Source organism: Veillonella infantium (assembly GCF_002959895.1).
GTDB classification, from domain to species: domain Bacteria; phylum Bacillota; class Negativicutes; order Veillonellales; family Veillonellaceae; genus Veillonella; species Veillonella infantium.
In genome coordinates this window covers 171,773-197,201 of record NZ_PPDD01000008.1, presented here as the reverse complement: position 1 = coordinate 197,201, position 25,429 = coordinate 171,773, and the positions used below count along the sequence as shown (strand labels likewise).

Sequence of the window (25,429 nt, the reverse complement as noted above, 5' to 3'; positions counted from 1 at the left end):
ATAATTTTTATTAGTATAAAAATTATATTGAGAATTCACGATATACACATACCCCTAAGGGGTATGTGTATTGTAAACAGAATATTAATATAGTATATTAATAATCGATAAAAGTGAATGAACTAGTGAGTGTCGGTGTTCACCGAGCGTAAAAGAGGAAAATGGGTGAAAATCCCATACTATGCAAATAGCTGTAATGAGGAGCAAGGTTTCATTATAGGGTCACTGGGAAACTGGGAAGGCTGAAATATTGCGATGAGTCTGAGTCAGAAAGCCTGCTCTAAATGTATGGTATTGCATATACCGTACTTAATTTAGGTTAGTCAGGTGGACTAACCTTTTTTTGGTCCTCAGAGAGCTATATTTTTCCTTGATTTCGGCTCTTACTACTGCGTTGCGCGGATAGTAACATTAGTTTTCATTTGATTTGTTGTTAGTGTTTAGAGAGTTTAGGAGGCGCCTATGGGTAAACGATTTGCTAAACATTTGGGACAATTTATTGTAACCTTGTTTGGCATTACTTTTTTAACATTTTGTCTCACTTATTTAGCACCAGGCGATCCAGTAACGATGCTACTAGAAACGGCCGATACTATCGTGTCTCAGGAGCTCATTGATGAGACTCGAGCTCAGCTTGGGCTAGATAAACCGTTTATAGTGCAATATGCGAACTGGGTTGTAAATGCTGCACACGGTGATTTGGGCATGAGTTACTCTGCTAAAAAGCCTGTTGTAGATCGTATGTTAGAGGCTTTGCCAGGAACAGTTATGTTAGCGGGTACAGCATTAGTATTTACATTGCTCTATGCATTGCCGGCAGGGATTATAAGCGCCTTAAATCGAAACAAATGGATCGACTATCTGTTGCGCACTGCTTCCTTTGTAGGCGTGTCTATGCCATCATTCTGGTTAGGCCTTGTATTGATTTATATCTTTGGTCTTAAATTAGGGCTCGTTCCTATTGCGTCCTCTCGTGTAACTCCAATCGGTGTAATTCTACCAGCCGCTACATTAGCTGTTGTAGTTGGGTCCAAGTACATGCGCCAAGTTCGTCTTGTTATTCTTGAAGAAATGCAAAAGGATTATGTCATCGGCGCACGTGCTCGTGGTGTGAGTGAGATGAAAATTTTATTCGGTCATATTTTGCCTAATGCAGTATTACCACTCATCACTATATTAGGTGTTCTCATCGGTTGGCTATTAGGCGGTGTTGCAGTTGTTGAAATGGTATTCTCCTGGCCTGGCCTTGGGAATATGGCGGTATATGCCATTACCATGCGCGACTATCCATTGATCGAAGGTTTTGTGTTATGGGTTGCCTTAGCATATATGTGTGTCAATGCTCTAGTTGATGCATCCTATGTTCTGTTGGACCCTAGATTGAAAAGGGAGAGAGCATAATGAAAGAATTTATTCAGAAACATAAATTGTTCTCTTTCTACACTGCATTGATGCTTGTCATCGTATTCATTGCTATCTTTGCACCATGGCTTGCGCCGGGAGATGCTTTCACATCGGATATGTCTAAAGCATTACAAGCCCCTAGTGCTCAGCATTGGTTTGGCACCGACAAACTGGGGCGTGACGTATTGTCTCGTATCATTTATGGTACTCAATTATCCTTGTTCATGGGTGTATCCATCGTAGTGATTATGGTAAGCATTGGTACTATTATCGGTGCCATAGCCGGTTATTTCGGCGGGAAAATCGAAATGGTCCTCATGCGTTTTGCGGACATTATGCTATCCTTCCCGGGTGTAGTATTAGCCATTGCCATTGCAGGTATTTTGGGTGGTAGTATTATGAATACGATTTTGGCATTATCTGTAGTAGGTTGGGCAAAATATGCTCGTTTGGTACGATCTATGACATTGAAAGTTCGTGGCGAAGAGTATGTAACGGCTGCTGTCATGATGGGGGCATCTACATCAACTATTATTAGACGTCATATCATTCCTAATATTATGCCTCTTGTTGTTACAACAGGTGCACTAGATATTGGGGCTATTATGATTGAGGTTGCTGGTCTTTCCTTCCTTGGATTTGGTGCTCAACCACCAACACCAGAATGGGGCCTTATGCTTAACGAAGGTCGTCAATATTTACAAACCAGTCCATGGCTGATGGCCTTCCCTGGTATGTCCATCCTTATTGTAGTTGCTATCTTTAACCTTTGGTCTGATTCCTTGCGCGATGTAGTGGATCCTAAAAATCAAGGTTAGTTACGTGTGATGCTTATTTATGGATAGCTTTGTGAAAGTTGTTGGATAAATAAATAAGCAATAATGTGGTTTTTCCATTATGACTATTATGGTTTGTAGTAGTTATGATGTGTATGTTTTATGTTTATATGTAATTGTACAAGGAGATTTTATATGAAAAAATCTTGGAAAAAAGCCCTTTTAGCAGGCCTTAGCATTGTGATGATGGGTTCTTTCATCGCTGGTTGTGGTTCCAATAATAATGGCGCTGCTAACAAGGATGTGTTAAAGGTTGGTGTAACTAACTTCGCATCTACATTAGAACCTACAGAAAACTTCTTCGCATGGGTTGTAATGCGTTATGGTGTAGGTGAAACATTGGCTAAGTTTGATGAAAAAATGAAGCCACAACCTTGGATTGCTTCTAAATGGGAAGTATCCCCAGATCATAAAACTTGGACGTTTACTATCAATGACAAAGTAAAATTCTCCAACGGTAAAAAGGTTGATGCTGCAGCTGTTAAAGCATCTATCGAACGTGCTTTTGAAAAATCCAATCGTGCAAAAACGTTCTTTGAATATGATTCCATCGAAGCAAATGGTCAACAATTGGTAATTCATACGACGAAAGAATATCCTAATATGCCTGGTCTTTTGGCCGATCCATTATTCTTAATTGTTGATGTCCAATCTGAAAAAGATGGCCGCAACTTTGCCAAGGAAGGTCCTATCGGTACAGGCCCATACGTAGTTAAATCTTTCACAAAAGAACGTGCTGAAATGGCGGCCAACGAAAATTACTGGGATGGTACAGTACCTTTCAAAACTGTAGAAATTCCTTCTATCGACGATCCTAATACGCGTGCTATGAGCTTGCAATCTGGCGATGTTGATATGGCGGTTAATATCGGTCCTGGTGAAATCGGCTTATTCCAAAATAACGATAAGTTTAAGGTTGATGAAATTGCATCCCTTCGTGTAGTATTGGCACGTATCAACGAAAAAGGCGTTCTTGGTGATGACAAAGTTCGTGCAGCTGTTATTTCTGCCACAGACCGCAAAAACTATGCAGATGTATTGTTAAAAGGTACATTCATTCCTGGTTCTGCTCCAATTCCACCATCCATGGACTATGGATTCAATGAATTGAAAGATCCTAATGCATATAATCCTGAACGCTCTAAACAATTGTTAGCGGAAGACGGTTGGAAAGATACTGATGGCGACGGCATCCTTGATAAAGATGGTAAACCATTAACATTCAACTTCGTAGTATATAATTCTCGTGCTGAATTGCCACTTTATGCAGAAGCTGTTCAAGCTGACCTCAAAAAAGTGGGTATCGACATGAAAATTAAAACAGTTGACTATAACTTGATCGATAAAATGGGTCAAGATGGCGACTATGATATGCTTATTTCCAATATCGTAACAGCTAATACAGGCGATCCAATCTGGTTCTTGGCTAACTACTGGCATACAAATGACAATGGTTCCAACCCTCAAAACGGTTCTGGTTACTCCAATCCACAAGTTGACCAATTGTTAGATGCTGCTGAAACTGAATTCGATCCTGCAAAACGTCGTGACTATGCAATTCAAATTCAACAATTATTGATGAATGATGGTGCTGCATTGTTCTTAGGTTACCCTAAAACTAATATCGTTACTGGTTCTTACTTGAAAGGTGCTGTCATGTACCCAAGTGACTACTACTGGATTACTAATAAAATTACAAAATAATAAGGAGCTATAATGGCAGAAAACATACTAACTGTAGAGAACCTTAACATCGCGTACCAAGGTGTGCCTGCTGTTATGGATGTAAACTTTACCTTGGAACGCGGTAAGGTATTGACCATTGTAGGGGAATCTGGATCCGGTAAAACTACCGTGATCCGTGCCCTCATGGGTTTGTTGCCTATAGGTGGTGAGGTCACAGATGGTACCATGATCTTTAATGGTCAAGATCTTCGCACCCTATCTAAGTCAGAATGGAGAGCTATACGTGGTAAAGATATGGCCATGATTTTCCAAGATAGTGGTAGTGCTTTAGACCCAATAGTTCGCATTGGTAAACAGTTTAGAGAATTATTTAAATCTCATGTGGAAATTACCAATGATGAATGTGATCGACGAGCAATTGAGTTATTAGAATCTGTTTCTCTTCCTAATGGGGCAGATATATTACGTCGTTATCCTCACGAATTATCTGGTGGTCAACGCCAACGTGTGGGCATTGCTATGGCATTAGCGATGGATCCTGCGTTATTGATTGGTGATGAACCTACATCTGCTTTAGATGTAACAACACAATCACAAGTTGTTATGCAAATGCTAGAACTTGCTAAAGAGCATAATTCTGCTATCGTAATGGTTACGCATAACCTTGGTGTAGCGGCCTATATGTCCGACTATATTATCGTTATGAAAAAAGGTCGTGTCGTAGATGCTGGTACGCCTCAAGACATTTTGGAACATCCATCTAATGAATATACGAAACAATTAAAAGATGCGGTACCAACATTGGGAGGAGGTCGTTACATTGACTAACTACGCTGTAGAATTAAAAAATGTATGTAAACGATTCCCACTTCCTACTGGTGGTGAGCTCGAAGCATGTAAGGATATCAATATTACCTTAGAAAAAGGCCAGTCCCTTGGGATTGTAGGTGAGTCTGGCTCTGGTAAAACGACTTTGGTTCGTATGATCATGAAGATGCTGCCTATTACAGAAGGCGAGATTTATGTAGATGGTGTAGAGATTCAACATATGAACTCTGAGCAAACAAAAGAATACCGCAAGAAAATTCAAATGGTATTCCAAGATCCATCTGCAGCTTTCAATCCGCGTATGAAGGTAAAAGATATTATTCTTGAACCGTTATACAACTTTGGTCTTCTAGAAAAAGGAAAAGAAGAACAGATTGCTGGTGATTATCTTGAAATGGTAGATTTACCTCGTGAGTTCATGCATCGTTATCCTCATGAAATGTCTGGTGGACAACGTCAACGTGTTGCCATTGCTCGTGCTATCGTATTAGAGCCTGAAATTCTCGTATTAGACGAGGCTACTAGTGCTCTAGACGTATCCGTACAAGACTCCATTGCCTATTTATTGGCGCGTTTACAAAAAAAGAAGAATTTAACATACCTATTTATCGCTCATGATATTGCGTTCATTCGTACTATGTGCCACAAGGTGGTCGTAATGCACAAAGGCACTATTGTTGAAGAGCTAGATGCATTTCACTTAGCTGATGCGAAGCATCCTTATACAAAAGTTCTATTGAGCTCCATCTTTGAAATTGGCCAAGATCATAAGCCACTTACTTTAGAAGAAGCGGCTGTAGAAGCATAGGACTTTGGCACAACGTATCCGACTTCTCATTGTAGCGATCGCCTAGTGTATTCGACTAGAGGATTCGCCTACTAATATGGGTAAAATATAATAGGTACATATATAATAGCAGTTAGCTTTAGAGCTAACTGCTATTTTTGTATGTTACGTATCTATACAGATTTTCTCATATATATAATTATATCGAAAATTTTCTTAGAGATGATTGTATTAACACTAAATATATAGTATAGTTGACTAAGTAACATACCCCCATGGGTATAATTGAAATATGCTCATATGAAGTGATATAGAGAAAGGTTAGGTGTGTGAATGAAAGGATTACGTAAGGCGTTACTGATTAGCATGATGCTGGGTGTTACGGTCCTTGGTACTGTAGGCTGCATAAATCAATCCTTCGATTCATCTAATGATGTATTAAAGGTAGGGGCAATTAGCTTTGCTGGTACCTTGGAACCAACAGAAAACTATTTTAGCTGGGCTGTTGTACGGTACGGTGTTGGCGAAACACTCACCAAGTTTGATGATCACATGAATGCTAAACCATGGTTAGCATCATCTTGGAAACAAAGTGATGACAAGCTGACCTGGACTTTTACCATTAACGATAAGGTTAAGTTCTCTAATGGTAATGCCCTTACTGCTGAGGCCGTAAAGGCGTCTTTGGAACGAACCTTTGCGAAGAGTAAACGGGCAAAAACATTCTTTAATTACACAGAAATGACGGCTAATGGTCAAGAGCTTACAATCAAGACAGATAAGCCTTATTATAATTTGCCAAATTTGTTGGGAGATCCATTGTTCTTAATTATGGATGTGACTGCAGAAGCAAATGGTCGTGATATTGCGAAGGAAGGTCCTATTGGGACTGGGCCTTATGTAGTGACATCATTTACAAAAGAGCGTGCTGAGCTAGCACGGAATGATAACTACTGGGATGGCAAGCCAGGCTTCGGTAAGATTGAAATTCCATCTATTAACGATGCCAATACACGAGCTATGGCATTGCAAGCGGGTGATGTAGATATGGCCGTTAGCATTGGACCTGGCGAATATGGTATCTTCCAAAACGATAAGAAATTTACTATTTATGAAGAATCATCCTTACGTGATGTATTCGTTCGGATGAGCCAAAAAGGCAAGCTTAAGAATGCTAATCTTCGAGCGGCTCTCATTGCCGGAGCAGATCGTGAGTCCTATGCAAAGAATCTTATGAAGGATACCTTTGTTGCCGGTAAGGCTCCATTGCCACCGTCCATTGATTATGGATTCAATCAATTGCGGGACCCTAATAAATATAATATTGAACGTGCTAAAGAATTACTTAAACGTGAAGGTTATATTGATACAAATGGAGATGGCATTGTAGATAAAGATGGTGAAAACCTAGTACTTGATTTCTATGCCTATACATCTCGCCCTGAATTGCCATTATATGCAGAGGCATTACAAGCGGACTATAAGAAAATTGGTGTAGATTTACAAATTAAAATCGTAGACTATGCTGTGATCGATACATTGGCGCAATCTGGAGATTACGATATGCTCATCTCTAGTGTAGTTACTGCTAATACTGGCCAACCTGTATGGTTCTTGAAACAATACTGGGGGACAGGTAGTGATACAAACGGCTCTGGATTCTCTAATCCACGTTTCGATGAATTGTTAGCTCTTGGTGAAAGCGCTAACGATCCACTGGTGCGTCGTAATGCGGTGATCAATGCACAACAATTGATGCTAGATGATTCGATAGCACTCTTCCTTGGATATCCTAAGATTAATATTGTAGGGAATAACCATATTGATGGTATTAAGATAACTCCATCTGAATACTATATTATTACGAAAGACTTAAAACGGAAATAATTTTATTATATAAACCTATAGTAATGAAACTTGTTAATATAATTTAAAGTAGTTGTAGACATATCAAAAGAGGACTAGCCATGGCTAGTCCTCTTTGTGTAGTTAGTTATTTTTTCTTTTGCTCTGTTGCATCAAGTTCTGCCATATTTACGACATTTGCTTTACCAACCATTTTGTTATATTTTATAAAAAGTTGTGTATATGCTTCGCCGTAGGAAGAATTGATGATGATATAGTTGCGAGCCTCTGCGACAAATTCTTTTACGGAGTCTTGATACTCGCGAACCGCATTTTGTGTTTCTGATGTTGTACCAGGTTGTAATTTGTTGATGCGTTGCGTGATTTGTTGCAAGTTTGCTTCAACCTTTTGGGTATCCGTATTTCCATCTGGATCGATAAGGTCGATTGTTTGGGCAGTCATGAGATTTAACTCGATAAAGTTAACTGCATTTTCACGTTTTTCACCTTGATATTCAGTCATGCGTTCTGTATAGAGCTCATTATTACGATTATCTAAGGCTAAATCTAAAGCGTTGTATGTAGCGTAGAATTGTTCAGCTAGAGGTACATACTGTGCTGCTAACTCATCGCTACCTTTGAAATTATCTTTTTCAAAACGACGTTCTACATAGTAGGCTTGCAATTGATCCGCAACAGGAATCAATTGATCTAGCACTGCTAATACATCATTAGTTGATTGATTTACATCTTCGTATGGAGTAGGGCTATCTTGCTTTGCAGCCTCTAACGCTGTTTTAAGATCTTTGTATTTAGGTAATGTAATCGTCGTGTTATGGGACCCATTACGTAACTCTTCAAGAGTTGGTTGTAATTGATTTGCATAGGCTACACTGTACGCGTTATATGAGTCTAATGCGACGATATAAGGTCGGATAGCGTTGATCTTGTCGTCAACGGTTGATCGATATAAAATTGTCGTTGTATTGGATGACAAGAGTGTATACACCCCGTAGATCCCACCACCGATAATAGCGATGCCAAGTATAACGGCTGCTATTAACTTGATGTACCCCTTTTTCAACTGCGCACGCTCCTTGAAAACACACTAACCCTTTTTGGATCCGTTTGGGCGGACTACGCCCCTAAGAGTCATTAGTTATATTATATCATAAACTTAGGTCCCAAAAAAGACGTATAGAGCGGAGAATCATAAGGAATAGATGAAATTATGTTATGTGAACATGTATTAATATTTGTAATTAGTGATTTGTAGAGGGATAGCCTTAAAAGGCTTTCACATAAATAAGCTATTCTGCATAAAAATATATTTCTCTAGACGCTGCAGCTGCGGCTGGTATAATAGCAAGTATAGTATTCATTATATGGGGAGTTTTTTATGTCAGAATCGAATCGTTTGCTCAACTTTGCTACATCTTCAGAACTCATAGCAAATGGGGAAGGGCGCAATGTGCTATCTGCTATAGAAGATGGCTTGCGTAATTGTGATGAGTTTTTAATATCTGTAGCATTTATAACACCAGAAGGATTACTAACATTAAAGCCAATACTTAAAGAGTTAGAAAATCAAGGCGTACATGGTCGCATATTAACAACAGATTATCTTGGTTTTAATAGTCCACAAGTTCTAGAAGATTTAGGTAATCTAAAGAATATTGATTTGAAGGTATATTGTACTACTCAAGGTAGTGGACATGGTTTTCACACAAAGGGATATATTTTTAGGAAAGATGAATCCTATCAAATTATAATAGGTAGTTCTAATTTAACTATTAATGCGCTAAAGAGCAATAGAGAGTGGAATACTCGCTCTGAAGTACATGGTAGCGATACTTATGCTCGAGAGATTAATGAGGAATTTGAACTGTATTGGAATTCAAAATTTGCCATTCCTTATGAAGAGTTTATACCTTGGTATAAGCCTAGATGGGTTCGTCCAGAGCGTTTTTCACAAAGGTCTGTAGCGGAACAATTTAAGAAGGTAGATTTACCGGCCTTAGAACCTAATATGATGCAACAGCAGTTTATTGCCAACTTTAATGAATTAAGAGCGAATCATGCTAAACGAGGACTTCTAATTTCTGCTACGGGGACGGGGAAAACCTATGCAGCGGCTTTTGCGATGCGCGAAATGAATCCGAAAAGAATATTATTTATAGTGCATCGAGAACAAATAGCAAAACAAGCAATGGCAAGTTTTTCACGGGTTTATAATGATCCATCTATAACGTTTGGGTTAGTATCTGGTAATGTTAAAAAATATGATGCTACCCATGTATTTTCTACAATGCAAATGATGGGGCGTTATGATGTAATGAAACAATACGATCCAAAAACTTTTGATTGTATTATTATTGACGAAGTACATCGTGCAGGCTCTGAAAGTTATCAACGTATTATCGACTATTTTAAACCACAGTTTCTATTAGGTATGACTGCAAGTCCGGAGCGGACTGATGGTTATGATTTATATGAGCTCTTTGATCATAATATTATTTATGAAATTCGATTACAACAGGCTCTAGAGGAAGATTTATTATGTCCATTCCACTATTTTGGTATTAGTGACTTATGGGTTGATACAGACGAACCGATTGGTGATATGGAGGTTACTTTTTCTAATTTATCAACAAAGGAGCGTGTAGATAAAATTATTGAAAAGATTCGCTACTTTGGACATAGTGGTAGTCGAGTAAAAGGCCTGGTATTCTGCAGTAATCGCGTTGAAGCAAAGGCTTTATCTGACGCTTTTAATGAGCGGGGGATTTATCGCACGGTAAGCTTGACGGGTGAGGATAGCCAAGAAATTAGAGAGAAAACGATCGCTCGATTAACAGGAACTGGGGAGTATCAAGGTAGACTTGATGAGCAGTTAGATTATATCTTTACTGTAGATATATTTAATGAAGGCGTTGATATACCTGAAATCAATCAAGTTATTATGTTACGTCAAACTGAAAGCCCAATAATTTTTATTCAACAGTTAGGGCGTGGACTTCGTAAGTTTGAAGATAAGGAATATGTAGTTATCCTTGATTTTATTGGGAACTATACAAATAACTTTATGATTCCCTTGGCACTATCTGGTGATAGAAGTTATAACAAAGATACATTGCGTCGATATGTACAAGCCGGTAATCGTATTATCCCTGGTAGCTCAACAGTACATTTTGATAAAATTGCGAAACAACGTATTTACGAATCTATTGATACAGCAAAGTTTTCTGATATGAAATTAATAAAAGAAGCCTATTTTAATTTGCGCTTTAAATTAGGCCGTATTCCTAGAATTTCTGATTTTGCAGAACATGGCTCTATTGATGTAAGTCGGATTTTTTATAAATTTAAGTCTTATCATAATTTCTTGATAAAGATTAAAGATAAGGATTATGTTGTATCATTCACACCTGCTCAGGAACGGATGTTACATTTTATATCTCAAAAACTAACAACAGGAATACGTGTACGAGAGCTATTAGTATTACAAGCATTATTAGAAGAAAAGCAGGATGTTATTACATATGTATCTAATGAGCTTTTAAATACATATAATGTAGAATTATCTGAGCATGGGCGAATTAATCTCATTAATGTTATGACAAATCAATTCGGTGTGAAAGCGGCACAAAAAACATTTGAAGATAGTGTATTTATTGAATTATCTAATGGTCGTTATGGAATATCTCAAGCATTTAAAGATGCATTAGAAAATAGTAATTTTAAAGAACAAGTGCAAGAACTTGTCGCCTATGGTTTGAAACAGTTTGATGATAAATATAAAGGTAAGATTTATCCGAATACTCCTTTTGCTTTATATGAAAAGTATACCTATGAACAAGTGTGCCAATTATTAGAATGGCCTCAAAATGAAGTACCATTGAATATTGGGGGATATAAATTCCATAAGGAAACAAAGACATATCCTGTATTCATCAATTATCATAAAGCAGATGATATTCAAGATACTATTAAGTATGAAGATAGATTTGAAAATCCAGGATTATTGAAAGCTATTTCTAAAAATAAACGATCATTTTCTTCTGATGATGTGCAGACTGCATTTTATGCTGATGCCTTAGGTGTTTCTATGCACTTATTTATGAGAAAGAATAAGGACGATGAAGAGTCTAAAGAGTTTTACTATTTGGGTCCTATTCATTCTACAGGACGAGAACGAGCTAAAGAAATCTTTATGGCAAATGGTACTATGGCAGTAGAGCTAGAGTATCAACTTGAAGTGCCTGTACGGGATGATATTTATGATTATATTATTAATGGGTAAGGATATATGAGTGAAGAACGAAAACATATTGAAGTTGTAGCAGCAATTATCAAAAAAGATAATACTATATTAGCTACTCAACGTGGTTATGGTGATCTAAAAGATGGTTGGGAGTTTCCAGGTGGTAAGGTTGAGCCTGGCGAAGCTCACGAGGTTGCACTCAAAAGAGAAATACATGAAGAACTAGAAGCCGAGATTACCGTTCTGGAACATATTATTACTATTGAATATACAGGGTATGAGAAGTTTGATTTAACAATGCATTGTTATTTATGTTCTTTAGTAAATGACTCTGATATTACTCTATTAGAACATGAAGCGGCAAAATGGCTTTCAAAAGAGAATTTATACTCAGTAGATTGGTTACCTGCTGATATTGATGCAGTAGATGCGATCTCTAAACGTTTATAATTATTAGTGCCAGTATAAACTCTAGTTTTATTATGTGATGAGCTTCAAAAGATTGATGCTATCTAAAAAAGAGCTCTCATATAGAGCTCTTTTCTTTTAGTATTTTAGAAAGGTTAAGTTATGTTGTTACGTTTTATTAGACTATTTACTTTAACAGTTACTTTTATTTGTATTTCTAGTGCAACATTTGCCATTTCTTTAGGTGAATTACAAAACTCACCACAGTTTTGGCGTGAACGCCATGATAGTAGTAGGGATATTTATCTAGATTTGAATTCTGTACAGAATGTTATTTATGAACCGCCCCAATATACCCTAAAATTCAAGGTGTATGCAGTTGATAAAAAAGAAAACTTTATTGCTGAAGGCGAGGCTATAGCTGATTACGATTATAATAAGTCCATAGAGGGTATAATAAAAAGGAATAATTTATCAAAAGTGCCATATACTTCAGAAAAGGTTAAGTCTACAGTAAAAAAAGCAAAGTTAAAAGATTCAGGAGTTGTAAGTGGGCTAAAATTTAGTGCTGTTTATGACTTTAATGGTAATGTAATATATTCTGGAGATTCAATTGTGGCATTTAAAAAAGAAAAAGTTGATGCAACTTCAAGTGGATATGTTATTTCAGTAAAAGCATTTAAAAAATATTATAATGTGAAATTTTAATTGTGAAAGTCTCTATCTATGATAGAGGCTTTTTTAGCCTTAAAAATATTGTGACTCTCATTACTTTCTCATTAATTATAAGTAGGATATAAACGATTATAATAATTTGAGATACAATAGGAGAGAGAATTATGAGCGAGAATGCATACGTATGTCCATATTGCCAGTCGGAAAATATCCAAAGTTATAATATTGCTTATGCAGGTGGTTTTTCTAATGTAAATGGGGTAACTACAGGTGTAGGTATAGGTGCTGGTGGTCGAGTAGGTGTTGGTATTGGCAATACAGTAGGTACGCAACAAACAGCACTTTCTATGATGGCAAAACCTCCAATGAAAAAATCAATTGCTACATATGTTTTAAAGTGGTGGATTGCGATTCAATTTGGTCTTGTATTATTGCTTTGGATTTCCGGTCTAAGTAAACATGAGTCTTCACTAATTATTTATTTTGGTGCATATGCGTTATTAATCTACAAAACATATCAACGTTATGTATGGAATAGAGACACATATCCAGGATTACGTCGCGACTGGGAGCATACATATGTATGTTTACGTTGTGGGAATTCTTTTCTTTTATAATTGAAATACAACCATACAATATAAAGGTACGCCTATAATACTATATAGGTGTACCTTTTATTTGTATGGATAGGATATTTGTAATGTGAAAGAGCTATTAGAACATATTGGCGTATTGCTTAAATTATATTTTGATATTCATTGTCCATACTTTCATATCGTTATATAATAATATTATCAGATTTGTATTTTTCGATATAATTATATGAAAGGAGTACAATATGTCAAATTTTATCACTCCTAAAGAATTATTAGCTTGTCTCGATGAGGTCATCATTTTAGATGCTCGTGGTTATCAAGATTATAAACAAGGCCATATTAAGGGGGCTTTTCCTGTAGATTTAAATAAGGATTTAACAGGTCCTGTAGGTGAGCATGGCGGTCGTCATCCATTACCAGATATGGAGCAGTTGGCTCATACGTTCGAGTCTTATGGTATTACTCGCAATTCCAAGGTCGTTGTGTATGATTCTTGGCTCTTTTTGGCGGGCCGCCTGTGGTGGACTTTGCGCTATATGGGGTTATCTGATGTGCGGGTATTGTCGGGCGGTATTGAACGTTGGGTTAAAGAAGGTCATGTTCTTACTAAAGATCCTACTCCGTTGCCTACAGAACGAACAGTTTTTAATTATGAATTGCAAACCCATATGGTTATGAGTCGTGATGAGGTTCTCAAGGCTAGTGAAAGCGGGGATCATGTTATCATTGATGCTCGTGCGCCGTTCCGCTACGATGGGTCTCAAGTAGATACGATGGATGGCATGACTGGTCACATTCCTGGTGCTGTTAATCATTTTTATGAAAGTGGTTATACCGTAGATGGGCCTAAGTCTGTAAAAGATTTAGAAGCCGAGTACTATAATGAAATCTATCAAAATAGACCTGTTGTGACTTACTGTGGCTCAGGGGTAACCGCTTGTAATGCACTGTTAACTATGAGCGAAGTAGGGCTTGAATCGGCTTTATATGTTGGTAGCTCTAGTGATTGGGTAACCTATGACGGTTTCCCACTTAAGACTGGTGTAGAAACATTACGATAAAACAGGAGGGCAAATGAAAATATTAAAACATCTACTAACCCTTGTTGCGTTTGGTTATTTGTGTTATCACATCTATACCTTCGGGCCCGGCATGTTTAATGTTACGGTGTTGGTAATTCTTGTTTTATCTTCCATAGCTAATTATTTCCGTGAAAAACGTGAAAGTGATCTTAAAGCAAACGAAAACGCTCGAAAGGCTCGTGCGGAAGCAAGACATGCAAAGAAACACAAACAATAGTAATGTACAACTTTCTGGCTGAACTGTATAACATACTATAATTGCTAGTATAAATAAGAATATTTTTGAAATATAAGGAAAATGTTGAAATAGAGGCTTTCACAAACTATATTAGTATGTAAAAGCACTATTAGAATAAGGAGTAAGCATTGAAATTAATTTCTTGGAATGTAAACGGCCTTCGTGCCGCTGTAACAAAAGGATTTATGGAATCCTTTAACGAACTAGATGCGGATATTTTCTGTTTACAAGAAACAAAATTGCAACCTGATCAAATTTCTTTGGAATTGCCAGGCTATGAGCAATACTGGAATAGCGCTGTGAAAAAAGGCTATAGTGGTACGGCTGTATTCACGCGTATTAAACCGTTGTCCGTAACTAACGGTATTGGCATTGAAGAACACGATCAAGAGGGCCGTGTTATTACTGCTGAATATGATAATTTCTATTTAGTATGCTGTTATACGCCAAATAGCCAACGTGAATTGGCTCGTCTTGAGTACCGTATGACTTGGGAAGATGCATTCCGTAACTATTTGCTTGAATTAGATAAGAAAAAACCAGTTATTCTCTGTGGTGACCTTAACGTAGCCCATCAAGAAATAGACCTTAAAAATCCTAAGACAAACCGTAAAAATGCAGGCTTCTCCGACGAAGAACGTGCAAAAATGACAGAGCTCTTAGGTGCTGGTTTCACAGATACATTCCGTCACCTCTATCCAGATGCTATTGAAGAATACAGTTGGTGGTCGTATATGGGCAAAGCTCGTGAACGAAATACAGGATGGAGAATTGACTATTTTATTACGTCTAAACGCCTTGATGATAAAATTCAAGAAGCTAAGATTCATCAACAAATCTTTGGCTCTGATCACTGCCCAGTAGAATTAGATATCGATTTATAATATATTGAAAGTATAATCTACAGCCTCATCTTAGGATGGGGCTGTTATAATAGGTGAAAGGAGACCTTATGGCTCAAAAACAAAAGGCTGTTGTCTTATTCAGCGGTGGGGTAGATAGTACTACATGTTTAGCGCTAGCTATTGAAAGATTTGGCAAAGACAATGTAGTGCCGTTATCCATTCAATATGGTCAAAAACATAGTAAAGAACTAGAGGCTGCTGCATCTATTCTCGCTTATTATGGAATTGAAGGTAAAACGATGGATGTCACTAAATTGTTTGCCTTCAGCAATTGCTCTTTATTGACCCAATCCACAGAGGCAATACCTCAAGGTTCATACAAGGAACAACAAGAAACAGAAGGGGAAGGTACGGTTAGCACCTATGTGCCATTTAGAAATGGTCTATTCCTATCTGCGGCGGCTTCCTTAGCCTTATCTCTAGACTGCGGCTATATCTACTACGGTGCCCATAGCGATGATGCGGCTGGTAATGCATACCCAGACTGTACAGAACACTTCTATAAATCCATGGGCGATGCTATCTTCGAAGGATCCGGCAAAGAATGCTCCTTAGAAGCACCATTCATCAACCATAACAAAGCAGACGTCGTAAAAGAAGGCCTACGACTCGGCGTACCATACCACCTAACATGGTCCTGCTACGAAGGCGGCGACAAACCATGCGGCCACTGCGGTACCTGCATCGACAGACAAGCCGCCTTCCACGCCAACGGCGTCGAAGACCCAGCCCTATAATACCCGTAATCTGGATTAAATTAGTAGCCGCCATTTAGGCGGCTATTAATTTATATATTCTAATAGATTAATAGCATATTTGAGAACTGGCGGACTTATATGTCACTAACTCTCCTCAACTGGCTTAGATTAGTTGAGGCGCTTTGATGAGTAATATACTTCAGATTATTTATCATTTTGATGGTGCTGAGTTAAAGCGGCCTTTAGCATTACTAATATCCGTAACGTTGATTTGCTAAATTCGCAGTGGTAGGAGATACCTTTTCAAAGAGCGACTTTGGCAGGTCGAGGCCCTCGGCCGATGATCGGTTCGCCAGTGGAGCGATGAGGAAAGGTATCTCCTGCCACCCCGTCCTTGCCAATATTACACCGATAGTAGTTACTGTAATAGGCCGCTTTCAACGTTCCTCGACTTGAAAATATTGAAAATATATGATATTATAAGCGCACAACTAAATAAGACAGTTTGAAACCATCCTGTCTCTAAACAAAACTACGGAAATTCATAAGCATTTATAGCATGGTAGTTTTGCCATGCTTTTTTTTATTTGAGGAGGTGAGTGTTATGATTACTACACGTAAATTGACTATTTCTGCCATGGTTGTGGCATTGTACATCGTTGTACTATATTTAACGCAAAGCATTTCTTTCGGAGCGTACCAAATTCGTATAGCAACATCATTATATGCACTTGCTTATGCCTTTCCGTTTTTGGTAATTCCAATGGGGATTGGTAACCTCATTTCTAACTTCCTATTCGGTGGTCTTGGTATCCTCGATATGATGGGAGGCTTTGGCGTTGGTATTTTAACAACAGGTATAATCGTAGGTATGCGTAAGCTTGGCCTTAGTGCTTGGTGGGCGATTCTACCGATTATCTTTGTTCCAGCATTATGTGTACCGTTATGGCTCAGCCCATTACTTGGCCTTCCATACTGGCCATTGGTATTGAACCTCATCGTAGGTCAAACAATTCCAGCAGTGCTTGGCTCTGTTTTGGTGAAAGCATTGATCAGCCGTCCTAGCATGGCTGCTTTATTAGGTGCTTTCAAATAAAAAGTACATAGGTAAATAAAAAGGCGTAAGCTCGATGTGAGCTTACGCCTTTTTTATGGCTAAATGTTATGGAGGTTGAAAGTATTAGCAGTTGTAGCCGCGCCATTTAGTTTCTACTACGAGACGTTCAAGGGCAACCATGTACGCTGCTTGACGAGGAGGTACATTGTATTTATGTTGCATTTCCCAAACTGCTTCAAAGCTATTTTGCATATTTTTAGTTAACCGTTCATTAACTTCTTCTTCAGTCCAGTAGAAGCTAGCTTTGTTTTGGACCCATTCATAGTAGGATACAACTACGCCGCCGCCGTTAGCAAGAACGTCAGGGATGATGTCGATACCTTTTTCATAGAAGTATTTATCTGCATCATTAGTGGTAGGGCCATTAGCACCTTCCAAGATGATTTTAGCTTGGATGTTTTCCATGTTGTCTTTGTTCAATTGGTTTTCAAGAGCTGCCATGTACAATACGTCAACTGGTTGAGCCAATAATTCTTGAGCGCCAATTGTAGTCATACCTGGTTCGCTGTAACCTTCAAGGGAACGACCATGGGAGTTAGCATATTCGTATGCTTTTTCCACATCAATACCGTTAGGGTTGTAGATGTTAACACTTACGTCGCCGATAGCAACAACTTTAGCGCCTGCTTGAGCCATAAGGCGAGCACCTACGGAGCCTACGTTACCGAAGCCTTGAACTGCTACAGTAAGGTTTTTGATGTCTAAGTTTTTCTTAGCTAAGTAACTTTGTAAAGCGATGAGACAGCCGCGACCAGTTGCTTCGTTACGACCTAAGGAGCCGCCTACTTCGATAGGTTTACCAGTAACGATACCAGGGCTCCATTCGCCTTTTAATGTGCTGTATTCGTCAGCAATCCAGCTCATGATTTGGGCGTTTGTATTTACGTCTGGTGCAGGCACGTCAGTATTTACGCCAATGATAGGAGCAATACGACGTACAAAGTTACGAGTTAAGCGTTCTAATTCGCGAGGATTCAAAGTTTTAGGATCAACTTTGATACCACCTTTACCGCCACCGTAAGGAATGTTAGCGATAGCGTTTTTGATAGTCATCCAAGCTGCCAGTGCACGAACTTCGTTTTCATCGGAGTCCGGATGGAAGCGAAGACCACCTTTAGCACTGCCGCGTAATGTGGAGTGTTGGCAACGGTAACCTTCGTATACGCGAACTTCACCATTGTCTAGTTGAAGAGGTACTGCTACCTTTAATTCGCGTTCTGGATGACGCAATACTTCGTATTCGCTACGAGTATAGCCAAGTTTTTCTGCGGCTACGTCTAATGTGTTTAACATGTTTTCGTATGGGTTATATGTGCTCATAATTACCTCCTGAATATCAGAGTACATAAAATGTTGTTAGTTTTACACATATTGTATTCGACGTTGTATACAGAATACCCTCTATGATTTTATAACTATATTCTATAGTTTTTAATGCTTGAAAAGTGTATAGAATATAGATATTTACTGTGATAATAGTCACTTCTGGAGTTAGAGGTAAATCGTAGTTTTTACAGTATAAATGGATACTTTTACAAAAAATAAAAAGAGACCGATGAAAGATACTTTCACCGATCTCATAAGAGAATATATTTTATTTTTCCATTGTATCTTCCACTGGAGTAGGAGGTACAGAAGAGTCTGTAGTTTGACCGTCACCCCACCATACGATACCGTATGTATGATTAAGAACAGAACGGTTAAATACAGGTGTTTCGATGCCTGCCTTGCGTTGTTTGATATAGTCATCAAGAGCAAGACCTGCAGTACGTCCCATACGTACGATGGAACTAATATTAGTTAATACTAAGAAGGCCATGAATAAATCGGCTAAATTCCATACTAGATCAAGAGAGGCGATAGAGCCTACAAATGTCATGATGATTACACCGATACGGAATAAATGAAGATAGAATCTCTTTTCTGTTAAGTGGCTAATGTTGATTTCACCATAGTAATAGTTACCAATTAAGGAACTGAAGGAGAACATTACGATAAAGATTGCCACCGCTGTTGGTGCCCAAGAACCAAGTTGTTGTTCTAGATTATGTTGTACTAGCGCAACACCAGTTAAACCTGTTGTACTATAGTCGCCAACCATGAGTACAATGAATGCTGAAGCTGTACAAATGATGAAAGTATCAAGGAATACACCAAATGCTTGTACAAGACCTTGTTCAACAGGATGGCTAACAGCCGCAGTAGCCGCTGCATTAGGCACAGAACCTTCACCGGCTTCGTTGGAGAATAGACCACGTTTAATACCATTCATTACAGTGGCACCTAATAAGCCACCACCTGCTGCTACTGGTTCAAAGGCTGAGCTAATAATAGTATAAATAACATGTGGGAATTGAGTGATGTTCATAATGACTACGAATAATGCAGTAGCAATATATAGTACAGCCATGATAGGAACGATGATTTCAGATGCTTTTGCAACGCGATGAATACCACCAAAAATAATGAGGCCAAGAAGTATTGCTACAACGGCACCAGTGTAGGATACATCAAAGTTAAATACTTGAAGAGAGGCAGCTAATGTGTTTGCTTGTACTGAGTTATAAATCCAACCGTATGTAATACTGATTAGAATAGCAAATAAAACGGATAATGCTTTGTTGTTTAAACCATAGCGAATGTAGTATGCTGGGCCGCCGTAAAAGCCACCTTTAGCAACAGGTTCTTTGTAGATTTGTGCCAATGTAGATTCGATGAAACCTGTAGCAGCACCAATAAGAGCGATAACCCACATCCAGAAAATAGCACCAGGACCACCGAGTACAACAGCAATCGCAATACCTGCGATGTTACCAACACCTACACGAGATGCGGTACTAACACAGAACGCTTGGAATGAGGATACATGATTTTTTTCTGTAGAACTACCTGCACCATTGATTACGAGGCGAATCATTTCTTTGATCATACGAATTTGTACAAAATTCGTTGTCATCGTAAAGAAGAGACCTGCGCCGATGAGGATAAAGATGATGAAATAACTCCATAAATAGCCATTAATGGTAGAAATAGCATCATTGAGCATTGCTTCCATAAAAACGCTCCTTTCTCATAAAAAGAATTCTTATAATTATTAATAATATTGTATCAATTTCTATAGACTATGTAAAACAAAATCCCTCACAAGAGTGAAGGATTTTATTAATAGTTTATTATTGTATAGCAACTAAGATGTTTCTTTAAGCTTTAGTGAATTCCGGTGATTCTTCCATACCTTGTAGTAAGGTTTGTTCAGAATGTTCCATATGAATTCTAGCAAGTTTTCGAGCTTGTGTAGCGTTATGTGAAGCGATAGCCTCTACCAATTGGCGATGTTCTTCCCATGTCTTTCTAAGGCGGCCCGGTTGATTCATGGAGAAGCTACGGAATCGATAGGTTTGCTCCCGCAAGTTGTGTACGATATCTGCTAAACGTTCGTTACGAGATGCACGATATAGTACTTCATGGAATTCTACGTCTGCTGTTACGACGGACTCCATATCTTTATTCTCCATATGATCGCCAATCTCTACGAGCATTCGTTCTAGTGTTTCGATTTCCTCTTCGGTTATGCGTTCGGCAGCAAGGCCTGCTGCGAGTTCTTCCAGAGCAGATCGAATTTCGAATACTTGAGTAATATCCTTTAACGATATATTGGCTACATATGTACCACGGCGAGGAACCATGACAACAAAACCTTCGAGCTCAAGCTTACGAATGGCTTCGCGAATTGGGGTGCGGCTCACACCAAGTTCTTCAGCTAGAGGAATTTCCATAAGGCGTTCGCCCGGTTTTAACACGCCGTCTTGAATGGCTTGACGCAATGTTTCACTTACGACTTCGCGTAGAGGTTTATACGCATCTAAGCGTATTGGTTGTAACCGTTTTGTCATGGTAAGTCCTCCTGTGTACATGTTTTTGTAATGAGCGATAGCCAATCATGGCCGGCTGCTTTGATTTCTTCTTGCAGTTGTAATGCTTCCATTGGTTTATCCAGCAATACCACCATTGTAGGGCCACTACCAGTCATAATCGTTGGATATCCACGACTAGTGAAGAATTCTTTACAAATGACAAGTTCTTCATGGTCAGGGAAGAGTAGTTCTTCAAATGTATTAGCACTAGTAAGGAATGCTGATTTTAAGTCATTGTTTTCTAGGTGTTGTTGGACTGTATCGATGGTTTGTTTTGTTGCTACGGACGTATTCGTGAAGCGACCATAAGCAGCTGCAGTTGATACAGAAACCTTTGGCTTTACTAGCAATAACCAATGTGGATCTGGAGATTTTCCGTACGTTAATATTTCACCACGTCCCGTGCCACGTGCTGTACCACCTTGCAATAGGAATGGCACATCGGATCCAAGAGTAGCACCGATTTGTAAAAGTTCCTCTTGGGTGAGTCGTAAGTCCCAGAATCGATTGAGACCTACTAACATAGCTGCCGCATCAGCACTACCACCGCCAAGACCGGCTTGAATAGGTACCCGTTTTAATAGATGGATGGCTGCGCCTGCCTTGCAGCCGGTATATTCTTGGACTGCCCGTAATGCTTTGAGGGCAAGATTTTCTTCCCCGTAAGTAACTAATTTTTGCATATACTCAGGTAATTCTGGAGCGCCACCGGAGAAAACTACGGAATGATGCTTCGCAAAATAAATGGAGTCGCTAAGGCGAATGGATTGGAAGATAGAGTCGATATCGTGATATCCATCTTCACGCTTGCTCGTAATAGCAAGTCCAATATTGATTTTACTGCAACCGAGTTGCTCAAAACTTTTACTCATAATAGCCTCGTTTGTAACATACAGAATATATGCAATTTATATGTTTATTTTATACTCTTATAAAGTGATTGAAAATAACCATTAAGTGGTTTATGATGAATTTGTATACGCATATTGTTTTATTACTAAATGTATTGTAAATAGCGTATGTTTTAGTTAGTTCATTATAGAATATTTATAGTGAAATGGCAATTTGGAGGAAGCTATGTTCGCTAAGTATAAAAGTGTTATCTATGAAAGCCTTATGGTCATTCTTGGATGTGCCATATTTGGTGCCGGCCTTGATGCCTTTGTATTGCCACACAAATTGGTGAGTACTGGTATTAGTGGGGTAGGCTTGATTTTGTATTATGTAACGGGCTTATCCGTTGGTTCTTGGAATATGATTTTAAATATTCCTATATTCTGGGCTGCTTGGAAGTGGCTAGGCACCCGTGTTGTTATCAAAACCTTGTATGGCACATTGATGCTGTCTTGGATGGTTGATTTATTTAACTTCTTGCAATATGACATGATTATTAAGGATCCTTTGTTGAGTTCCATGATGGCTGGTATTACTACTGGTGTAGGTCTTGGCATTGTATACCGCGTAGGCGGTAACACAGGTGGGCTTGATCCTATTGCACTCATTGTACGCAAATATTATGGACTTCAAATGGGGTCCATTAATAGTGCCATAAACTGTGCTATCCTTGTTGCCGCAATTGGTGTTGTTGGCCTTGAAGCCGTAGCGGTCACACTTATTAGTGTCTATGTGTATACCATCATTACGAATAAGGTGGTTATCGGGTTTAATCAACGAAAGGTAGCTTTCATCATTACCTATCGTACTGATGAGGTCTGCGATTGCATCATCAAAAAGGTTGGCCGTGGAGCCACTATTATTAATGGTGTGGGTGCCTATACACGGACGCCGAAGCAAATCGTTATGGTAGCCGTTAATCTCTTGCAAGTAAATAAATTAAAAGAGGTTATTCAAGAGGCGGATCCAAATGTATTTATTTTGATAACCGATGCACAAGAGGTTATTGGTCAAGGCTTTACACAGCCTATTATACCGACTGAAGTATGTGAACAGTTGAAAGATAAGAGTACTACACAAGAGGACAATACAGAGACTATACACAATCAATAAGTGCGTATTTGTCATCTCATCTTAATCATGTGTAAATATAATATTTTATGAATGATATATACAGTTGAGATTAGGAGGTTCCTATGGCTCATAAATTAGCAGGTATGCCTGTACAAGAACAAGATATTATTGATGTGCAAATATTGGTGGATGCATATTTTGATAATGCACCGGATGTAACGGATCCGACACAACTCGTATCCTTTGGTACATCTGGTCATCGTGGTACCTCTTTGAATGGTACCTTTACAGATTTACATGTAGCAGCTATTACGCAGGCTATCTGTGATGGTCGTGGACAGTTTGGTGCGACAGGTCCTATTTTTGTGGGCCAAGATACACATGCTTTATCTCAGCCTGCATTAGTAACCGTGCTTGAGGTCCTTGCCGGTAATGGCGTGGTTGCAATGGTTGATGCGGATATGGACTTTGTGCCTACACCGTCAGTGTCTCGTGCTATCATTCGGTATAATGAAAGTCATTTTGATAAGGCGGATGGTATTGTTATTACCCCATCTCATAACCCACCAGATAATGGGGGTATTAAGTATAATGCTACCAATGGTGGCCCTGCGGATACGTTGATAACGAAATGGATTGAAACCCGTGCTAATGAGTACGTTCGTGCTTATTGTGAATTAGAAGGGTTCAAACGTATTAGTGTTGATAATATTGAACCAGATCAACAAGTTCCGTATGACTACAAGGGTTTATATGTTGAAGAGTTATCTTCTATCATCAATATGGAGGCTCTTCAAAGTGCTAAGCCTAAGGTTCTTGTCAATGCATTAGGTGGTAGTGGCCTCGGTTATTGGCGGGCTATTAAAGAACGATATAATCTCAATATGGATATCATCAATGATGAGTACGATCCAACCTTTAGCTTTATGACTTATGACCATGATGGTAAGGTGCGTATGGATTGTTCCTCTGAATATGCGATGGCGGATGTAATTAAACAAATTGGCAATTATGATCTCGCTGTTGGCAATGATCCTGATTATGATCGCTATGGTATCGTTACTACAGAGGGTCTTGCTTCTCCAAATGCGTTCCTTACGGTTGCTGCAGATTATTTGTTTACGACCCGTGGTTGGACTGATAAAGGGGTAGGGAAAACAGTAGTTTGTACTACGATGATTGATAAATGGGCAGCTCTTAAAGAGATACCTGTTTATGAGGTTCCAGTAGGTTTTAAATATTTTAGCTCCTTATTATTTGATGGTGAGATTGGTATCGGTGGGGAGGAATCTGCTGGTGCATCGTTCCTCAAAAAGGATGGTACCGTATGGACTACTGATAAAGACGGCATGGTAATGGCTTTATTGGCGATGGAAATATATGCCGTAATGGGAGCCACTGTTGATAGGCTGTATAATAACATTGTTGAAGGTTGTGGAGATCCTCGCTTTGGTCGTATTGATGCGGCGTGCACAAAGGCGGCAAAGGCTAAGTTGAAGCAGTTGAATGCAAGCTCCATTACCGCTACTGAGGTAGACGGAGATCCTATTACTAATATACGTACTACTTCCTTGTATAAGGATATGCCAATCGATGGTGTTCGTGTAGAAACTGAAACAGGCTGGTTTGTAGCACGTCCGTCTGGCACGGAAGATTTGTATAAAATCTATGGTGAAAGCTATAAAGGGGATAAAGGTTTAGTGGCGTTATTGACAGCAGGAGAGGCTATTGTAACGGCTGCATTATCCGACGAAGTATAAAATACTGTTTTCGGGTGAAAACTCATGAAGATTTCACCGTAGAAAAGTAATAAATATGATATAATATATTAATATAGTTTATTGAATACCCTATAGGGGCTAAATAGTTTGTAGTGCTCAGAAAAGGTGATGTTATGAAATTAGTTGTTACCGTTGTCGGCGTTGACCGCGTTGGTATCATTGCTGGGGTTAGTACGGTACTTGCTAATCACGGTGTAAATATTATGTCTATTAATCAAACCATTCTTGACGGCGTTTTCAATATGATTATGATGTGTGAAACAAAGTCTGAAGATATAAAAGATTTGACCTCCATTCAAGAGGCTTTAACTACACTCGGTAAAGAACTTGGTGTTGAAATCCGTGCACAACATGCTGATATTTTCTTAAGCATGCACCGTGTAGGATAGGAGGCACT

Annotated in this window: 23 protein-coding genes and 1 riboswitch; of the genes, 18 read left to right on the top strand and 5 right to left on the bottom strand. The window is 38.8% G+C overall.

The genetic code is table 11. The features are described from left to right. Nucleotides 1-110 precede the first annotated feature (110 nt). A riboswitch (cobalamin riboswitch) is annotated at nucleotides 111-297 on the top strand. A 165-nt stretch (nucleotides 298-462) separates the two neighbouring features. The 6 genes from nikB to VCHSUH03_RS04845 all read left to right on the top strand — a co-directional run bounded on the left by nikB (nucleotide 463) and on the right by VCHSUH03_RS04845 (nucleotide 7,428). Beyond that, nucleotides 463-1,401 carry a nickel ABC transporter permease gene (gene nikB, locus VCHSUH03_RS04870; RefSeq protein ID WP_105094225.1) on the top strand — a complete coding sequence of 313 codons (939 nt, stop codon included), beginning with the start codon at nucleotides 463-465 and terminating at the stop codon, nucleotides 1,399-1,401. Beyond that, a complete protein-coding gene (gene nikC, locus VCHSUH03_RS04865) occupies nucleotides 1,401-2,222 on the top strand; it encodes a nickel transporter permease (protein ID WP_105084965.1) in 822 nt (273 codons plus the stop codon). Before nikB ends, nikC begins: the two co-directional genes overlap by 1 nt. Nucleotides 2,223-2,375: 153 nt before the next feature. Beyond that, nucleotides 2,376-3,944 carry an ABC transporter substrate-binding protein gene (locus VCHSUH03_RS04860; protein WP_105094224.1) on the top strand — a complete coding sequence of 523 codons (1,569 nt, stop codon included), beginning with the start codon at nucleotides 2,376-2,378 and terminating at the stop codon, nucleotides 3,942-3,944. Nucleotides 3,945-3,956: 12 nt separating this feature from the next. Beyond that, complete coding sequence (locus tag VCHSUH03_RS04855) at nucleotides 3,957-4,754, top strand: ABC transporter ATP-binding protein (protein WP_105094223.1); 798 nt, start codon at nucleotides 3,957-3,959, stop codon at nucleotides 4,752-4,754. After that, on the top strand, nucleotides 4,747-5,562 hold the full coding sequence (locus VCHSUH03_RS04850) for an ABC transporter ATP-binding protein (protein WP_105094222.1): 816 nt from the start codon (nucleotides 4,747-4,749) through the stop codon (nucleotides 5,560-5,562). Before VCHSUH03_RS04855 ends, VCHSUH03_RS04850 begins: the two co-directional genes overlap by 8 nt. Nucleotides 5,563-5,874: 312 nt before the next feature. Further along, nucleotides 5,875-7,428: an ABC transporter substrate-binding protein gene (locus tag VCHSUH03_RS04845; RefSeq protein WP_105094221.1), complete on the top strand. Its 1,554-nt coding sequence runs from the start codon at nucleotides 5,875-5,877 to the stop codon at nucleotides 7,426-7,428. A 106-nt stretch (nucleotides 7,429-7,534) separates the two neighbouring features. Here VCHSUH03_RS04845 and VCHSUH03_RS04840 read toward each other — a convergent pair whose 3' ends face one another. After that, nucleotides 7,535-8,470, bottom strand: a complete 936-nt coding sequence (locus VCHSUH03_RS04840; protein WP_105084960.1) for a YiiG family protein — start codon at nucleotides 8,468-8,470, stop codon at nucleotides 7,535-7,537. A 315-nt stretch (nucleotides 8,471-8,785) separates the two neighbouring features. Between VCHSUH03_RS04840 and VCHSUH03_RS04835 the strand changes: the two genes are divergently transcribed. The 9 genes from VCHSUH03_RS04835 to VCHSUH03_RS04795 all read left to right on the top strand — a co-directional run bounded on the left by VCHSUH03_RS04835 (nucleotide 8,786) and on the right by VCHSUH03_RS04795 (nucleotide 17,348). Then, nucleotides 8,786-11,689, top strand: a complete 2,904-nt coding sequence (locus VCHSUH03_RS04835) for a DEAD/DEAH box helicase (RefSeq protein ID WP_105094220.1) — start codon at nucleotides 8,786-8,788, stop codon at nucleotides 11,687-11,689. Nucleotides 11,690-11,695: 6 nt separating this feature from the next. Continuing rightward, the gene (locus VCHSUH03_RS04830; RefSeq protein WP_105084958.1) at nucleotides 11,696-12,100 is read left to right on the top strand and encodes a (deoxy)nucleoside triphosphate pyrophosphohydrolase; all 405 of its coding nucleotides are present in this window, start codon (nucleotides 11,696-11,698) and stop codon (nucleotides 12,098-12,100) included. Between the two features lie 120 nt (nucleotides 12,101-12,220). Then, nucleotides 12,221-12,766: a hypothetical protein gene (locus tag VCHSUH03_RS04825; RefSeq protein ID WP_105094219.1), complete on the top strand. Its 546-nt coding sequence runs from the start codon at nucleotides 12,221-12,223 to the stop codon at nucleotides 12,764-12,766. Between the two features lie 131 nt (nucleotides 12,767-12,897). Continuing rightward, nucleotides 12,898-13,350: a hypothetical protein gene (locus VCHSUH03_RS04820; protein ID WP_105094218.1), complete on the top strand. Its 453-nt coding sequence runs from the start codon at nucleotides 12,898-12,900 to the stop codon at nucleotides 13,348-13,350. Nucleotides 13,351-13,571: 221 nt separating this feature from the next. Further along, nucleotides 13,572-14,390 (top strand): sulfurtransferase, encoded by an 819-nt coding sequence (locus tag VCHSUH03_RS04815; protein WP_105094217.1) that lies wholly within the window; start codon nucleotides 13,572-13,574, stop codon nucleotides 14,388-14,390. Nucleotides 14,391-14,481: 91 nt separating this feature from the next. Then, nucleotides 14,482-14,628 carry a hypothetical protein gene (locus VCHSUH03_RS04810; RefSeq protein ID WP_241567136.1) on the top strand — a complete coding sequence of 49 codons (147 nt, stop codon included), beginning with the start codon at nucleotides 14,482-14,484 and terminating at the stop codon, nucleotides 14,626-14,628. Between the two features lie 149 nt (nucleotides 14,629-14,777). Next, nucleotides 14,778-15,533 carry an exodeoxyribonuclease III gene (locus VCHSUH03_RS04805; RefSeq protein ID WP_054748264.1) on the top strand — a complete coding sequence of 252 codons (756 nt, stop codon included), beginning with the start codon at nucleotides 14,778-14,780 and terminating at the stop codon, nucleotides 15,531-15,533. 68 nt (nucleotides 15,534-15,601) lie between these two features. Beyond that, nucleotides 15,602-16,291 (top strand): 7-cyano-7-deazaguanine synthase QueC, encoded by a 690-nt coding sequence (gene queC / locus VCHSUH03_RS04800; RefSeq protein ID WP_105094216.1) that lies wholly within the window; start codon nucleotides 15,602-15,604, stop codon nucleotides 16,289-16,291. A 565-nt stretch (nucleotides 16,292-16,856) separates the two neighbouring features. Further along, nucleotides 16,857-17,348: a QueT transporter family protein gene (locus VCHSUH03_RS04795; protein WP_105094215.1), complete on the top strand. Its 492-nt coding sequence runs from the start codon at nucleotides 16,857-16,859 to the stop codon at nucleotides 17,346-17,348. A gap of 84 nt (nucleotides 17,349-17,432) precedes the next feature. On the opposite strand, the gene VCHSUH03_RS04790 is transcribed toward VCHSUH03_RS04795, so the two are convergent. The 4 genes from VCHSUH03_RS04790 to ispE all read right to left on the bottom strand — a co-directional run bounded on the left by VCHSUH03_RS04790 (nucleotide 17,433) and on the right by ispE (nucleotide 22,155). Next, the gene (locus VCHSUH03_RS04790) at nucleotides 17,433-18,689 is read right to left on the bottom strand and encodes a Glu/Leu/Phe/Val family dehydrogenase (protein WP_105094214.1); all 1,257 of its coding nucleotides are present in this window, start codon (nucleotides 18,687-18,689) and stop codon (nucleotides 17,433-17,435) included. Nucleotides 18,690-18,963: 274 nt separating this feature from the next. Then, complete coding sequence (locus VCHSUH03_RS04785) at nucleotides 18,964-20,424, bottom strand: alanine/glycine:cation symporter family protein (RefSeq protein ID WP_105094213.1); 1,461 nt, start codon at nucleotides 20,422-20,424, stop codon at nucleotides 18,964-18,966. 145 nt (nucleotides 20,425-20,569) lie between these two features. Beyond that, nucleotides 20,570-21,262 carry a GntR family transcriptional regulator gene (locus VCHSUH03_RS04780; RefSeq protein ID WP_105094212.1) on the bottom strand — a complete coding sequence of 231 codons (693 nt, stop codon included), beginning with the start codon at nucleotides 21,260-21,262 and terminating at the stop codon, nucleotides 20,570-20,572. Beyond that, on the bottom strand, nucleotides 21,259-22,155 hold the full coding sequence (gene ispE, locus VCHSUH03_RS04775; protein WP_105094211.1) for a 4-(cytidine 5'-diphospho)-2-C-methyl-D-erythritol kinase: 897 nt from the start codon (nucleotides 22,153-22,155) through the stop codon (nucleotides 21,259-21,261). Before ispE ends, VCHSUH03_RS04780 begins: the two co-directional genes overlap by 4 nt. Nucleotides 22,156-22,360: 205 nt before the next feature. Between ispE and VCHSUH03_RS04770 the strand changes: the two genes are divergently transcribed. The 3 genes from VCHSUH03_RS04770 to VCHSUH03_RS04760 all read left to right on the top strand — a co-directional run bounded on the left by VCHSUH03_RS04770 (nucleotide 22,361) and on the right by VCHSUH03_RS04760 (nucleotide 25,421). Then, nucleotides 22,361-23,290 carry a YitT family protein gene (locus VCHSUH03_RS04770; RefSeq protein ID WP_105094210.1) on the top strand — a complete coding sequence of 310 codons (930 nt, stop codon included), beginning with the start codon at nucleotides 22,361-22,363 and terminating at the stop codon, nucleotides 23,288-23,290. 83 nt (nucleotides 23,291-23,373) lie between these two features. Beyond that, nucleotides 23,374-25,011, top strand: coding sequence for a phosphoglucomutase (locus VCHSUH03_RS04765; protein ID WP_105094209.1), 1,638 nt, complete (start codon nucleotides 23,374-23,376; stop codon nucleotides 25,009-25,011). A gap of 134 nt (nucleotides 25,012-25,145) precedes the next feature. Beyond that, nucleotides 25,146-25,421 (top strand): ACT domain-containing protein, encoded by a 276-nt coding sequence (locus VCHSUH03_RS04760; protein ID WP_024065891.1) that lies wholly within the window; start codon nucleotides 25,146-25,148, stop codon nucleotides 25,419-25,421. The last annotated feature ends 8 nt before the right edge of the window (nucleotides 25,422-25,429 follow it).

Bases quoted from the DNA above. Each gene is read 5' to 3' on its own strand.
- nikB (WP_105094225.1), top strand. From the start codon at position 463: ATGGGTAAACGATTTGCTAAACATTTGGGACAATTTATTGTAACCTTG.
- nikC (WP_105084965.1), top strand. From the start codon at position 1,401: ATGAAAGAATTTATTCAGAAACATAAATTGTTCTCTTTCTACACTGCA.
- VCHSUH03_RS04860 (WP_105094224.1), top strand. From the start codon at position 2,376: ATGAAAAAATCTTGGAAAAAAGCCCTTTTAGCAGGCCTTAGCATTGTG.
- VCHSUH03_RS04855 (WP_105094223.1), top strand. From the start codon at position 3,957: ATGGCAGAAAACATACTAACTGTAGAGAACCTTAACATCGCGTACCAA.
- VCHSUH03_RS04845 (WP_105094221.1), top strand. From the start codon at position 5,875: ATGAAAGGATTACGTAAGGCGTTACTGATTAGCATGATGCTGGGTGTT.
- VCHSUH03_RS04835 (WP_105094220.1), top strand. From the start codon at position 8,786: ATGTCAGAATCGAATCGTTTGCTCAACTTTGCTACATCTTCAGAACTC.
- VCHSUH03_RS04830 (WP_105084958.1), top strand. From the start codon at position 11,696: ATGAGTGAAGAACGAAAACATATTGAAGTTGTAGCAGCAATTATCAAA.
- VCHSUH03_RS04825 (WP_105094219.1), top strand. From the start codon at position 12,221: ATGTTGTTACGTTTTATTAGACTATTTACTTTAACAGTTACTTTTATT.
- VCHSUH03_RS04820 (WP_105094218.1), top strand. From the start codon at position 12,898: ATGAGCGAGAATGCATACGTATGTCCATATTGCCAGTCGGAAAATATC.
- VCHSUH03_RS04815 (WP_105094217.1), top strand. From the start codon at position 13,572: ATGTCAAATTTTATCACTCCTAAAGAATTATTAGCTTGTCTCGATGAG.
- VCHSUH03_RS04810 (WP_241567136.1), top strand. From the start codon at position 14,482: ATGTTTAATGTTACGGTGTTGGTAATTCTTGTTTTATCTTCCATAGCT.
- queC (WP_105094216.1), top strand. From the start codon at position 15,602: ATGGCTCAAAAACAAAAGGCTGTTGTCTTATTCAGCGGTGGGGTAGAT.
- VCHSUH03_RS04795 (WP_105094215.1), top strand. From the start codon at position 16,857: ATGATTACTACACGTAAATTGACTATTTCTGCCATGGTTGTGGCATTG.
- VCHSUH03_RS04790 (WP_105094214.1), bottom strand. From the start codon at position 18,689: ATGAGCACATATAACCCATACGAAAACATGTTAAACACATTAGACGTA.
- VCHSUH03_RS04785 (WP_105094213.1), bottom strand. From the start codon at position 20,424: ATGGAAGCAATGCTCAATGATGCTATTTCTACCATTAATGGCTATTTA.
- VCHSUH03_RS04780 (WP_105094212.1), bottom strand. From the start codon at position 21,262: ATGACAAAACGGTTACAACCAATACGCTTAGATGCGTATAAACCTCTA.
- ispE (WP_105094211.1), bottom strand. From the start codon at position 22,155: ATGAGTAAAAGTTTTGAGCAACTCGGTTGCAGTAAAATCAATATTGGA.
- VCHSUH03_RS04770 (WP_105094210.1), top strand. From the start codon at position 22,361: ATGTTCGCTAAGTATAAAAGTGTTATCTATGAAAGCCTTATGGTCATT.
- VCHSUH03_RS04765 (WP_105094209.1), top strand. From the start codon at position 23,374: ATGGCTCATAAATTAGCAGGTATGCCTGTACAAGAACAAGATATTATT.
- VCHSUH03_RS04760 (WP_024065891.1), top strand. From the start codon at position 25,146: ATGAAATTAGTTGTTACCGTTGTCGGCGTTGACCGCGTTGGTATCATT.